This is a genomic window from Clostridium sp. UBA5988 (genome assembly GCF_002435615.1).
GTDB lineage: Bacteria > Bacillota > Clostridia > Clostridiales > Clostridiaceae > Clostridium_J > Clostridium_J sulfidigenes.
The window spans coordinates 36773-51467 of the sequence record NZ_DJBA01000011.1; the positions used below are offsets into that span (position 1 = coordinate 36773).

Here is a 14695-nt window from a genome sequence, read left to right on the forward strand (position 1 = left end):
AACAAGGTCATAAATTTATAAACCTTATTTTTAACTAAGTTATATTAAACTAAGGAAATACCGATGATAGATTAAATTATATTGACCTTATCAAAGGTTAAACTATGAACTATATCTTTAGATATTTTATTATGATATATTTCACCATTATTTAAATCTACTACGATAAGCCTTAAAACACTCCAACCATAAAAACCCATTTTGTAATTTTTAGTAAAATTAAATCTTTTAATTTTTCTTATCATATCTTCATCATTTATGTTTTTAGTCACAAGTATTCCTGTTATGTAGGTTGTTTTATGATTCTTGTGAGGATTAACTATACTTAATGAACATTTCTTAAGATAATTTATGAACTCATCTAAAAATTTCTCATCGACCCTATCTTCACTGACTACCAAACAATGTTCATTACACTCATATTCATCAATTATTTTATTTCTAGAAATAAAGCTTCTTCCAAACTTCATATTCCAAATTCCATAAATATCTATTCTTTTATTCAATAAGGTCTTATTTATTTCTAAATTAAAATTACTAGAAAATACTTCTGCAAGATGATTTAAATAACTTAATTTATCCATATATCCTCCTAAAATATGTTATACTTATTTTTATGCTCATTTTTGTTGAATTATAATAATTATGAAAAATTAACATAAACATTTCAAAATCACATATATTTTTAATCATTTCTATTTTTAATTTATAATAATTTTTTCATTTATGGATAACATAAAAATCTACACTATAAAATAATTTAATATAGAAATTTAATAGTTTTACATATATAATGAAAATACATTAAGAGTTTACTTTATTAGAATAATTTAAAATAATACGCAATTATTAAAGAGAGGATCTGAATAAATGAAAATTAATGATGATTTATTAAGAAAATATGCAAGACTTAGTGTATCAATTGGTGTAAACGTACAACCCGATCAAATTCTTGTTATAAAATCACCTGTAGAATGTGCTAATTTCACAAGAATGATTGTTGATGAGGCTTATAAAATTGGAGCAAAAGAAGTTGTTGTTCATTGGAATGATGAAGAATGTGCTAAATTCAAATATCTTAACTCCCCTATAGAGGTTTTTGAATCATATCCAGATTGGATGAAAGAATCCATGCTCACCTATGCAAAAGAAGGAGCTTGCTTTTTAAGTATAAGTGCATCAAATCCTGAGCTACTAAAAGATGTAGATCCTAAAAAAATTGCAGCTGCACAAAAATCCTCTAGCATAGCTACGAGAGAATTTAGTGAAAGACTTATGAGTAATAAAAATTCTTGGTCTATAATAGCTCTACCAACTAAAGGTTGGGCAACCAAAGTATTCCCTATCCTTTCCGAAGATGAAGCAATAAATAAACTATGGGAAAACATATTTAATATAGTACGTGTGGATCAAGAAAATCCAGTTAAAGCTTGGGAGTATCACAAGAAAAATTTAATTGAAAAAATCAACTACCTTAATGGTAAAAACTTTAAATCTCTTCACTACACAAACTCTCTAGGTACAGACTTAAATTTAGAGCTTGTGGATAATCATCTATGGATAGGTGGTGCAGAATACACTCCAGAAGGAATAGAATTTATTGCAAATATGCCTACAGAAGAGATTTTTTCAATGCCTAAGAAAACAGGAGTTAATGGTAAGGTATTTAGCTCAAAGCCTCTAAACTATGGTGGCAACTTAATTAATAACTTCTCCCTTACCTTTAAAGATGGTAGAGTTGTTGATTTTGAAGCTAAAGAAGGCTATGAGTCCTTGAAGTCTTTAATCGAAACTGATGAAGGATCTCATTTTCTTGGAGAAGTTGCTTTAGTTCCATTTAACTCTCCTATTTCAAATTCTAATATAGTTTTCTTTAACACTCTATATGACGAAAATGCTTCATGTCACTTAGCCTTAGGTAAAGCATATAACTTATGTATTAAGGATGGAGTAAACAAAACTACTGAAGAAGTTTTAGCTCTAGGTGGCAATGATTCTTTGACTCATGTTGACTTCATGATAGGAACTTCAGATTTAAATATTACTGGTTTTGGCTTTGATGGTTCAAAAACTCCTATATTTATAAATGGCAATTGGGCTATATAATTGTTAAATATCACTTTATAAATTTAATTTTATATGTTTTAGTATCAACTTCAAAGAATAACTTATAGATAATTNNAATTATCTATAAGTTATTCTTTTTTAAGTTTAAAATATAGTTATTATAATTTAGTAATAAAGTTTTAATACTTTTTGTGTATTTATGTTGTAAAATATTAATTGTAAATCATAAAAAATGTTTAAAATAAAAGGTGGTGCTCAATAGTATGTCAAATTTCAATATTTTAGTAGTAGATGATGAGGTTGAAATATGTAATGCTATAGAAATATATTTAAAGCGTGAAGGACTAAACGTATTAAAGGCCTATGATGGGATTGAAGCTCTTCAGATTCTAGAAGAAGAAAAGATTCATTTAATATTATTAGATGTAATGATGCCTAAACTTGATGGTATAAAAACATGTTTAAGAATTAGAGAAAACAGAAATATACCTATAATAATTCTGTCCGCTAAATCTGAAAACCTTGATAAAATTATTGGATTAAATAGTGGTGCTGATGATTATATAACTAAACCTTTTAATCATCTTGAACTTATAGCTAGGGTTAAATCTCAACTAAGAAGATATGAAAAACCTCTTGATATAGAAAATGTGAATTTAAAAGATAAAATTGTAATTAAAGACTTAATTATTGATACAACTCTAAAATCTGTAACGCTAAGGGATGAACCTGTAAAACTGACGGCTACAGAGTATGGGATATTGCTATTACTAGCTTCTAATATCGGTAAAGTTTTTTCTATAAAAGAGATATATGAAAATGTATGGAAAGCTCCATTTTATCATAGTGAGAATACAGTAACTGTTCACATTAGAAGAATGCGTGAAAAAATTGAAATTAATTCTAAAGATCCAGAATATATAAAAGTTGTCTGGGGAGTTGGATATAAAATTGAACAGCCGAATTAAAGGAGGATTATACATTGATTTCTACTATTAAAAAATTAATTAAAAAATGGATTAATACCTCTAACCAAAATATAAGTTTAATTGAAATACTGATAATTTTTATTATAGGTATAACTGTTCTTCCAAAATTTATTCAAATAACTTTATCTGATTATGATAATTATACTAATAGATATAGTTTCTATGGAACTGCTATTATTAATGAAAAAACTTTTAAGAATGAGATGCTGCAAAACGATGTCATCGATTTCAGAGAAAATTTACTAAGTGTTACAGAAGGATTCTCCAAAATTCTCTACTGCAAAACTGATAGTGATGCAAAAGTTATTCAAAACTCTTTAGAAGTTTCTCTTACTGGTGATATTGGAGTTTTACTGATTGATAAAACTAATAATAGGTGGTTTTCTAATAGAAATTGGTTTTCAGATTATCCTTTCAATGAACTTCCACCTAAAGATGCCTTAATAAAACTATCCAAAGAGGATGATGTAGTGGTATATAGTTCAAATAATTTATCCCATTACTCAGCACCAAGAGGTTACTATACCGGAGCATATACCTCTCCTAATGCTGAATTAGAGGAGCTTTACTTTATTCGTGGTACTAAATATAGTAATATGGCAGACTTTATAAGATTTAGATTTTATTTTTCTATTCCTCTATTAATTATATTTATAATTTTAGTAATTAAACAATTTTTCTGTATTAAAACCTTTGGAGCAAAAGAATATATACATAATTTTAATAATTTACTTATTTTTAGGATAATAAAATCTATTAATATTTTTTTCGTAAATATTAAGGATGTATTTAGAAGCTTATTTTTCGATACTACACTAATAGGACTTTTTATTTTTTGGGTAATGTATTTACCTCTATCCTATGTGTTTAATTCTAACGATTACTTTTTTTACTTCAATCAGGATCTTACTAACACCTTTGTAATTTCAACTATATTTATAATTATAGCAAGTACATGTGTAAGATATTTAGAGGGCGTAAATAATAAGAAAAATTTAATTAAATATCTTAAAAAGATTGAAGATGGAGATATGCATGTAGATATAAATACTAAAAATCTTGGTACTTTATCCAACTTAGCTATGGAAATAAACAATTTAAAAGTAAGCTATAACAAAAAAGTTGAAGAAGGAATTCGAAGTGAGAAGTTAAAAACTGAACTTATAACTAATGTATCTCATGATTTAAAGACTCCATTAACTTCCATAGTAAATTATGTAGACATACTTAAGGATGAATCTCTTGATAAAAGCGAAATAAAGGATTATGTTACCATTCTAGACAATAAATCAACTAAGCTAAAAAAGCTTGTTGAAGACTTATTTGAAATGTCAAAAATGAACTCTGGACAAATTATTTTAAATAAAAGCGATGTAGATATTGTAGAACTAATTCATCAGAGTCTAGGAGAACTAAGTTTTTTAGGTGAAAATAAGAATCTTGCCTTTAAAGTAATTGGGAATAAAGATTGTCACCTTCATCTAGATGGTGCAAGAATTTCAAGGGTTATGGATAACTTAATATGCAATGCTATAAAATATTCACTTGAAAACTCTAGAATTTATCTTGAAGTTATAGAATATGAAGAGGAATGTGAGATAATAGTAAAAAATATATCAAAATATGATTTAGATTTTAATGAAGATGATATTCTTGAAAGATTTGTTAGAGGCGATAAATCTAGAAACTCCACAATAGATGGTTCTGGTTTAGGTCTTGCTATTTCTAAAACTATAGTAGAACTCCATAAAGGCACACTTAAAGTGAAATGCGATGGAGACTTATTTAAGGTAATAATTAAACTCCCTAAATCTTAGAATATAAAATTAGATAAACTTCACAAAGCTACCTTAAAGCTATAAAGTATAGGTAGCTTTTTTTATATTTTCTCAATATCTTCATTTTTGTAGTACTTTTCTCTAAACTCTCTATATTCATCTAAAATATTTTTATTCTCTTCTATAAAGCAATTAAATATATTTAAATTATCTACAGTATCACTACCTACCACATGCTCAATTAACTCTGTTTCTATGAGAATATCACTATCTGAACCTAAAAATTCCAAAAACTTTTCTATTGTATTATGCCTAAATAAAAGATATTTACCTACCTTTATACCTAGCGCAGTAAGTCTTATAATTCCATACTTTTCATAATCAATCAAACCTAGCTTACCAAGCTTCTGCATCATCTTGGATGCTGAAGAATCCCTAACATTTAACATTGTAGAAAGCTTATTAAGTCTTACATAATCCTCCCCATCCATAGTACATCTATAAAGCATCTCTACATAATCTTCCATGGATGCAGTGATTAATCTATCATCAAATAGCTTCTGCTCATATGCTCTGACTGTATAAAACTTTTTATCCATTACTATATCCTCCATATTCTATAAATTACATTTTGCTCCTTAACAAATTTTCAAACTACCATTTTTATTACATATTTATATAGATTATAGACACTAGAATAAAAGCAATTAAACACTATTAAATATTTCTACTATATTTTTTAATAGTATTTTTAAATAGTATCACAAATATATAAATAATCATATGTTAGAGTAGGGAAAGATTTTTTCCCTATTCTAACTAATTAAATATATGATTAATTAAAAATAATTAGAAGTACTATAACTTACTTAATCTATTAAAAATACAAGAAGTTTAAAAGGAGAATAACAATATGAATAAGAATTCAAATCTTTATATAGAATCATCTCAAATATTACCCTTAGCAGATTTATCTATTGGTAAAAAATGCAAAGTAAAAACTCTTACTTCTAGCGGAACTATAAGACGCAGAATGCTTGATCTTGGGCTTATATCCAATACAGAAATAGAAGTTCTTAATCAAAGTCCTTCTGGTGATCCTGTAGCTTATTTGATTCGTGGAGCAGTAATTGCAATTCGTAAGGAAGATGCTTCTAACATATTAGTTGAAGCACTTTAATGTAGAAAGTCTACTATGGGTTTTCATTATAAAAATAAAATAGATTAATTTTATTCTTATTTCTAAAAGACTATAGGCTTCAGATAAAGTATTAACTTAACCTGAAGCCTATTAATAGACATTTAAAATAATACGCCTCTAAACTTTTCATAATTATATAAAATTAAATAATACAATACTTTATTATAGGAGGTTTTATAATGGGATTAACTAATCAATCCACTGGGGTTAGTGCATTAGAAAAAGAACTTAACATCGAGCGTGCTTCCCCCTCAGATAAAATAATTGCTCTGGCCGGTAATCCTAATGTAGGTAAGAGTACAATTTTTAATAGTTTAACTGGACTTAATCAACACACTGGAAATTGGCCTGGAAAGACTGTATCAAATGCGCAAGGTAGATATACTCACAAGGATAAATCTTTCATATTAGTTGATATACCTGGGACCTACTCTCTTATGGCTAATTCTGTAGAAGAAGAGGTTGCTAGAGACTTTATATGTTTCGGAAATCCTGATGCCACTATAGTTATCCTTGATGCTACTTGTCTAGAAAGAAACTTAAACTTAGCACTTCAAACCATAGAAATAACTGACAATGTAGTAATATGTGTAAACTTACTAGATGAAGCTAAACGAAAAGGAATTAATGTTGACTTAACAAAACTTTCCTTACTTCTTGGTGTTCCTACTGTAGGTACTAGTGCTACAACGGGAGATGGTCTTAAAGAATTAATGGATATAGTATATAACCTTACAAATAATAAAGTGCCTATAAATCCGATTAAAATTAAGTATGATAAAGTTTTAGAAGATTCTATCTCATTAATAGAGCCAGAAGTAAAATTAGCTCTAACAAATGTTAATTCTAAAATTAATCCTAGATGGATTTCTTTAAAATTACTAGAAAATGACCCTAGTCTAATTCAATCGTTAAATAAATATTTAAATATTAACATGTTAAACAATGAAATAATTAAAGAAAAGATAATAGAAGCAACTAATCTTTTAACCACTTATAACATAACGGGAGAACATTTTAGGGATATATTAGTAACTACTTTAGTAAGTAAAGCCGAAAAAATCAGCATGAAAGTGGTTACAAAAGAGAATTATAAATATAATATTACTGATAGAAAAATTGATAGAATTCTTACATCTAAAATATATGGAATACCTATAATGATTTTACTTTTATGTGTTGTTTTTTGGATAACAATTACAGGTGCTAATTACCCTTCATCCCTTTTATCTACTGCACTCTTCTGGATTGAAGATAAACTTAGTGTATTTTTACTAGGTTTAGGTGCACCCTGGTGGCTAGAAGGTGTTCTAATAAAAGGAATTTACAGAACCTTAGCCTGGGTTATTGCTGTAATGCTTCCTCCAATGGCTATCTTTTTTCCATTATTCACACTTCTTGAAGATTTAGGATATTTACCTAGAATAGCTTTTAATTTAGATAACTTCTTTAAAAAAAGCTGTGCATGCGGAAAACAAGCTCTTACTATGTGCATGGGATTTGGCTGTAATGCAGCAGGAATAATTGGATGCAGAATTATAGACTCCCCTCGAGAAAGGCTAATTGCAATTATTACAAATAATTTTGTACCTTGTAATGGACGTTTTCCAACTTTAATTGCTATAATCACCATGTTCTTCGCTGGAACTTTTGTTGGACCATCACAATCTATTATATCTTCATTAATTCTAACATGTGTAATCCTATTAGGAGTATTTATGACCCTAATGATTTCCAAAATTCTATCTAAAACTATACTTAAAGGAGTACCATCATCCTTTACTCTAGAACTTCCCCCTTATAGGAAACCACAAGTGGGGAAAATAATAATCCGCTCTATATTGGATAGAACTCTATTCGTTTTAGGTAGAGCAGTTGTTGTAGCAGCACCTGCTGGATTAGTTCTTTGGATAATGGCTAATATTACAATTGGAAACTTTAGTCTACTAGCTCATTGTGCTAATTTTTTAAATCCTTTCGCCAATTTAATAGGCTTAGATGGTTATATATTAATGGCATTTATACTTGGTTTTCCTGCTAATGAAATTGTAATTCCTATAATTATTATGAGTTATACAGCCACTGGAAGTTTATTGGAATTTGATAGTTTAATTCAACTAAGACAACTTCTGATTTCAAATGGTTGGACATGGCTCACAGCATTAAATGTAATGTTATTTTCTTTAATGCACTGGCCATGTAGTACAACTTGTTTAACTATAAAAAAGGAAACTCAAAGCTTTAAATGGACCGCCATTTCCTTTGCAATTCCTACCATAACAGGTATTGTAATTTGTTTTACCATAACAACTCTAGTTCGAATTCTAGGCCTTGCTTAAACATTTAAATAAAAAACAGAGTTTACACACTCTGTTTTTTATTCATTGCTACTTTTACCTTACCCATAAAAACTAAAATTATTTTCTATACTTTGCACTAAAGCACTTCCTTCAATTCCTTTAAATATAGAATTTACTGTATATTCCTTAACCTGATCATAAGATTGAAAAATTCTTTGAGCTGAAATACAGTCATTATACACTTTCCAATATCCACACAATAAACACTTCTTATCATTACAGTTCATAAAATCTTTGACGTCATTAATTGGTATTCCTAAAAAAACACCTAATTCATGTGGACAGTTAAATTCTTTATATCTATTTTTTAACACATTTAAATATTCTAAAATAGTTCCATTTTCTGAATAGCCTAGACCAATTAAAAATTCTTTATTTTCTTCTTTACCTATATATTTTTCAAGTAAACTCTGATTATAAATTAATACTACAATTGAATCATCAGATTCTCTTAGTTCTATAAAGTCAAGACCTATACTTTGAATAAACGCTTTTCCCATTGAACCCCAGCTACTATATAAATCTCTATTATATTTTTTAAAAGTAATAGTAGCAGCCGGTTTAACCTTTGCAATCACCAATGAAGTATTATAAATTAAAAAGTTTTTAATATATTCTTCACCATTCATAGATTCTAACTTATTATAAAATTCTAAACATGTCATTTTCATTACCTACCTATAAAAGTGTTATTTTTTTACCAAAATCTATACATTCATCTTCATCTTCTGGTTCGCCACAAATTATTAAACAGTCCTCTTTTATTTCACATCCATAAGAAAGCATTCTATATTTTCATAATACATCCCTTTTAATTGAAAACTGTTCTCAATTAAACAATAACTAATCTTCACATTGTTGTCAATAGTTTTGATAATTATTCTCAATTAAATAGTAACAAATAAATCATAATCCTATTATGCTTGTATATGTATGGTTTTATACTTATTAAAGCTCTTTAGATAAATAATAGAAAGCATCTTTCTATTGAGCTGATATCAAATTGATAGATATCAGTTAATATTCTAGAAAAATGCTTCTTATATTATATATTTTATTTATTTTTCTTATCTCTAATTGCAGCTTTTATAAATCCTTTGAATAAAGGATGAGGATTATTAGGTCTTGATTTCAATTCTGGATGAAATTGCACTGATACATACCACGGATGATCTTTTATTTCAACAATTTCTACCAATCTATCATCGGGGCTTGTCCCAGTAATATTCATACCTTTCTCAACAATTTCTTCTCTAAACTTATTATTAAATTCATACCTATGTCTATGTCTTTCATTTATCAATATTTCATCATATTCACTAGCCACTATTGAATTTTTGTCTAGTTTACATGGATATAAACCAAGTCTCATAGTACCACCTAAGTTTTCAATTTCTTGTTGATCTGCCATTAAATCTATTACTGGATATTTGGTATTTGGGTCAATCTCAGAACTATTAGCTCCTTCATATCCAAGTACATTTCTAGCAAATTCTATAACTGAACATTGCATACCTAAACATATTCCAAATAAAGGTTTTTTATTCTCCCTTGCCCATCTTACAGCTTCAATCTTGCCTTCTATTCCTCTATCTCCAAATCCCCCTGGTACTAATATCCCATTCACATCAGAAAAAATTTCATCCGAATTATCTCTTGCTACCTCTTCTGCATTTATCCATTTCATTTCTATTATGCAATCATTAGCATATCCACCATGACTTAAAGCCTCAACTACAGATATATACGCATCATGTAGTTCCACATATTTACCAACTAAAGCAATCTTAATTTTCTTATTTAAATTTTTAATTTTATTAACCATATTAATCCATTGAGAATTATCAATATCCGTACATTCTAAATTTAATCTTTCACATACTAACCTATCTAAACCTTCCTTATGTAACATTAAAGGTACTTCATATAAGTGATCTGCATCTAGATTTTGTATTACATTTTTACCTTCTAAATTACAAAATAAACCTATTTTTGCCTTCAATTCATCTGATATTTCCTTTTCAGCTCTACAAACTATTATGTCTGGTTGAATTCCTATACTTCTTAATTCCTTAACTGAATGTTGAGTTGGCTTTGTTTTTAATTCACCAGCTTTTCCTAGATAAGGTACTAAAGTCACATGTATAAAACACACATTTTCCTTACCTACTTCATACTGAATTTGTCTTATGGCTTCCAAAAATGGTAAGGATTCAATATCTCCTACAGTACCACCAATTTCAGTTATTACCACATCTACTGCCTTTTCCTTTGTTACCCTACATATTCTTTTTTTTATCTCATTAGTTATATGAGGTATTACTTGAACAGTTCCACCTAAATATTCTCCTCTTCTTTCTTTAGATATGACTGACCAATAAATTTTACCAGTAGTAACATTGCTACTTTTGCTTAAATTTTCGTCAATAAATCTTTCGTAATGTCCTAAATCTAAATCAGTTTCAGCACCATCATCAGTAACAAATACTTCTCCATGTTGATATGGACTCATTGTTCCTGGATCTACATTTAGGTATGGATCAAACTTCTGTATTGTAACATTTAATCCCCTATTTTTTAAAAGTCTACCTAAAGATGCTGCTGTAATACCCTTTCCTAAGGATGAAACTACTCCACCTGTTACAAAAATATACTTACTATTCATATTATCTTCTCCCATACAATTTATTTTTATATTTTATTAATTTACTATTGACTTTTAATCTATACATTTGTATAATAAGAATTACCCCATAAATAATATGGGGTAGTCTGTACTTTTAACATAGAATTTATATTACCACACTTCCATATATATGGCTAGTGTTTTTTGTCATTTTATATATTTAACTTAATAATTAAAAATATAGATTATTGTTAGTATAAATCTAACTAATTTACATATTAATATGTGAGGCTATCTTAGAATAATAAAAAATATTCTAAGATAGCCTCACTTTTAACTATTTTTTAAATTAAAACGCACTTTAATAATTAAATTTATTATGATTCATTTCTTCATCATATAAAAATTAAATATACAAATCCACTTGTGAACTAAAGTAAATTTATATTATTTTCCTTGCAAATTTTTATATTTTTTTCATCCCATGTAGTAGCTTGAACTTCTCCAATATGAGCTTTGTTTAAAAAAAACATGCATATTCTTGATTGACCTATTCCTCCCCCGATTGTATATGGAAGTTCTCCTGCTAATAATCTCTTATGAAAATCTAGACGTCTTCTGTTATCATTACCTGATACTGTTAATTGATAATCAAGGGCTTTTTCATCTACTCTTATTCCCATTGATGAAAGTTCTACAGCCCTATCTAATAAAGGATACCAAAATAATATATCTCCATTTAAATTCCAGTCATCATAATCCGGACTCCTACCATCATGCTTTTCTCCCGATTTTAACGCTCCACCTATTTTCATTATAAATACAGCGCCAAACTCCCTACAAATTTCATCTTCTCTTTCCTTAGAAGTAAAGTTTGGATAAATGTCTTCTAGCTCCTGGGTAGTTATAAAATGTATTTCATTTGGTAAAGGATTTTCTACCTTCATTAAATTTTTATCAACAAATTCTTGAGTTTTCTTAAATACCTTATAGATTTTTCTTACAATATTTTTTAAATATTCTTCATTTCTATCTTCTTTTTTTATTACCTTTTCCCAATCCCATTGGTCTACATAAACTGAATGTAAATTGTCTAGCTCTTCATCTCTTCTTATAGCATTCATATCTGTATATAATCCATCTCCAACTTGGAAATTGTATCTATGAAGACTCATTCTTTTCCATTTTGCTAAGGAGTGTACTATTTCAACATTTTCTCCTGTAGCAAGCAAGTCAAATACTACTGGTCTCTCAACTCCATTTAAATTATCATTTAATCCACTTTGAGAGTCCACAAACAGTGGAGCTGAAACTCTAGTCAATCTAAGACTTTCTGATAAAGTCCTTTCAAAAAAATCTTTTATCTTCTTTATGTGTACTTCTGTTTCTATTAATGTGGCATTGGATTTATATCCTTTCGGAATAACAATCCCTTCTATCTTCATAATAATTCCTCCTTAGATTTTAAGTTTAAAGTTAAAGAGTTGATAAAGTTTTATGGGCCCATACTTTATCTTTTTTATTTATATATAATAAAAAAACTCTCATCCCTATATAAAAATATAAAAGGACGAGAGTACTACTCACGTGTTACCACCTTAATTCATTGCTACTTTACAATAACAATCTCTTCAAGTACGTCAATTAATGCAAATTGATTATACTCTAGCACTATATCGGGTGCAGATCCGGTACTGCCTACTGGTTGTTATCTTTCGGAGCACTGCTCAGAGATGTTATTCAAATCAACTTACTCTTCCACCTCTCAGCTTATGGGGAATTCTCTGTAAAGATACATTAATTTTACTTCTTCTCTTCAACGCTTTCTACATTTCATTTTTTTAAATAATATCACAATTAATTTATTTTGTAAAGCACTTTTAAAATGCTATCTCAAAAATTCTTTTGAGATAGCATTTTCATTTTAAAGTTCTTTTTATTTATTTAATTACTCTACATAAGCATCTCTAAATTCCATTTGTCCTAATGGTGATTTATAAGTTCCTTTAACATTTTTGTCTATACATAATACATTTGTATAATAGTATAGTGGTATAATTGGTGATTCATCCATTAAAATATCTTCTGCTTTGTGTAATAATTCTGTTCTCTTAGCGTCATCTAATTCTACTTTAGCTTGAGCTATTAACTTATCATATTCTTTATTTGAATATCCTGCATTATTTTGTCCATTACCAGTTGTCCACATATCTAAGAACGTCATTGGATCATTATAATCTGCTATCCATCCATGTCTAGCTATAGAATATTGGAAATTATTTCTTGTATCTTGGAATACTGCCCACTCCTCATTCTTCAACTCTACATTAATTCCAAGATTTGTTTTCCACATATCTTGTACTGCTTGAGCTATATTTTGATGACCTTGATCTGTATTAAAAGTAAATGTTATTGTTGGTGCTCCTTCTCCATTTGGATATCCAGCTTCTGCTAACAATTTCTTAGCTTCTTCAATATTTGCACCCTTTGATGAATATTCCTTTTGAAACTCTTTTCCTATTGAATCAAGAATACCTGCTGGAACATAGCTAGTTGCTGGTGCTTGACCACCTTGAGCTACTTTGTCAACAATTAATTGTTTATCTATAGCTAGTGATAAAGCTTTTCTGAACTTAGGATTGCTTAATGCTTCAGCTGCTTTAGGGTCTACATCCTTAGCTTTGTCTGATACATTTATTACATAGAAGTAAGTTCCTAAATAAGGATATATTTTTGCTGTTCCTTCATCTAGTAATGTAGGAATTTCAGCCTGAGGTGGTGATTCTATTACATCTATTTCTCCACTCTTAAATGCATTTAAATAAGTTATTTGATCATCTATTAATTTTACTTCTAATGTTTCAAGTTTTACATTTTTAGCATCCCAATAATTTTCATTTTTTACAAATGTAATACTTTCCTTTTCTTTCCATTCAGACATCTTAAATGGTCCATTAGATATATATGTGTCTGGCTTCAATGTCCACTTTTCTTCATTTCCTTCTATAATATCTTTTCTAACTGGGAAATAAGTTGGGAAAGCTGCCAAGGATAAGAAATATGGAACTGGAGCTTCAAGAGTTACTTCTAAGGTGTTATCATCTATAACTTTTACGCCTACATCCTCTGCTGTAGCAACCTTACCTCCTACTTTTTCCTGATTATAGTATGCAGCCCCATTTTTTATATAGAAAAGTTGATATGCATATTCTGCTGCCACTTCAGGATTTAATGCTCTCTTCCATGCATATTCAAAGTCCCCAGCTACTACAGGTTTTCCATCTGACCATTTAGCATCCTTTCTTATATGGAAAGTATATACAGTTCCATCATCAGATACTTCATACTTTTCAGCAGTACCGGGTACTATTTTAGAATTTTCATCCTCTCTCATTAACCCTTCAAAAGCATTGTGAATTATTGTTGAACCATCTACTGCTGAATTTAGTTGTGGATCAATAGTTTTAGGATCTGCACCTAAATTATATACTATTTTTTGTTCTACTGTTTCTTCTACCACAGGCGTATTGCCATCACCAGGTTTTTCTCCTTCATTTTCTTTAGTCTTAGTACATCCTAAAAGTAATGTACCTGTCATTATTGCAGTCATTATCAGTGCCATTATTCTAGTTTTCTTCATTCATTGACCTCCTTATTAAATTAATTAATTTATT

11 protein-coding genes and 1 other annotated feature are annotated in these 14695 nt (G+C 28.6%); of the genes, 5 read left to right on the forward strand and 6 right to left on the reverse strand.

Going from position 1 to position 14695, the window contains the following annotated elements:
- Nucleotides 1-71: 71 nt before the first annotated feature.
- A complete protein-coding gene (locus B3J31_RS01435) occupies nt 72-584 on the reverse strand; it encodes a hypothetical protein (RefSeq protein WP_346867903.1) in 513 nt (170 codons plus the stop codon).
- 286 nt (nt 585-870) lie between these two features.
- Here B3J31_RS01435 and B3J31_RS01440 point away from each other — a divergent pair, with 286 nt between their 5' ends.
- From B3J31_RS01440 to B3J31_RS01450, 3 genes are all read left to right on the forward strand, one after another.
- On the forward strand, nt 871-2106 hold the full coding sequence (locus tag B3J31_RS01440) for an aminopeptidase (RefSeq protein WP_346867902.1): 1236 nt from the start codon (nt 871-873) through the stop codon (nt 2104-2106).
- Nucleotides 2107-2330: 224 nt separating this feature from the next.
- Complete coding sequence (locus B3J31_RS01445; protein WP_346867901.1) at nt 2331-3035, forward strand: response regulator transcription factor; 705 nt, start codon at nt 2331-2333, stop codon at nt 3033-3035.
- 14 nt (nt 3036-3049) lie between these two features.
- On the forward strand, nt 3050-4873 hold the full coding sequence (locus B3J31_RS01450; RefSeq protein ID WP_346867900.1) for a HAMP domain-containing sensor histidine kinase: 1824 nt from the start codon (nt 3050-3052) through the stop codon (nt 4871-4873).
- Nucleotides 4874-4935: 62 nt separating this feature from the next.
- Here the strand turns inward: B3J31_RS01450 and B3J31_RS01455 are convergent, their stop codons facing one another.
- Nucleotides 4936-5433, reverse strand: a complete 498-nt coding sequence (locus B3J31_RS01455) for a metal-dependent transcriptional regulator (protein WP_346867899.1) — start codon at nt 5431-5433, stop codon at nt 4936-4938.
- 314 nt (nt 5434-5747) lie between these two features.
- Between B3J31_RS01455 and B3J31_RS01460 the strand changes: the two genes are divergently transcribed.
- Nucleotides 5748-6014, forward strand: coding sequence for a FeoA family protein (locus B3J31_RS01460; protein WP_346867898.1), 267 nt, complete (start codon nt 5748-5750; stop codon nt 6012-6014).
- 200 nt (nt 6015-6214) lie between these two features.
- Nucleotides 6215-8374 (forward strand): ferrous iron transport protein B, encoded by a 2160-nt coding sequence (gene feoB, locus B3J31_RS01465; RefSeq protein ID WP_346867897.1) that lies wholly within the window; start codon nt 6215-6217, stop codon nt 8372-8374.
- Between the two features lie 59 nt (nt 8375-8433).
- Here feoB and B3J31_RS01470 read toward each other — a convergent pair whose 3' ends face one another.
- From B3J31_RS01470 to B3J31_RS01485, 4 genes are all read right to left on the reverse strand, one after another.
- Nucleotides 8434-9060, reverse strand: coding sequence for a DUF3793 family protein (locus B3J31_RS01470; protein WP_346867896.1), 627 nt, complete (start codon nt 9058-9060; stop codon nt 8434-8436).
- A gap of 389 nt (nt 9061-9449) precedes the next feature.
- Nucleotides 9450-11060 carry a CTP synthase gene (locus B3J31_RS01475; protein ID WP_346867895.1) on the reverse strand — a complete coding sequence of 537 codons (1611 nt, stop codon included), beginning with the start codon at nt 11058-11060 and terminating at the stop codon, nt 9450-9452.
- 392 nt (nt 11061-11452) lie between these two features.
- Nucleotides 11453-12460, reverse strand: a complete 1008-nt coding sequence (gene asnA, locus B3J31_RS01480) for an aspartate--ammonia ligase (RefSeq protein ID WP_346867916.1) — start codon at nt 12458-12460, stop codon at nt 11453-11455.
- A gap of 124 nt (nt 12461-12584) precedes the next feature.
- Nucleotides 12585-12850, reverse strand: a binding site (T-box leader).
- A gap of 119 nt (nt 12851-12969) precedes the next feature.
- Entirely contained in the window at nt 12970-14661 is a 1692-nt protein-coding gene (locus B3J31_RS01485) for a peptide ABC transporter substrate-binding protein (RefSeq protein ID WP_346867894.1), read from the reverse strand.
- Nucleotides 14662-14695 lie beyond the last annotated feature (34 nt).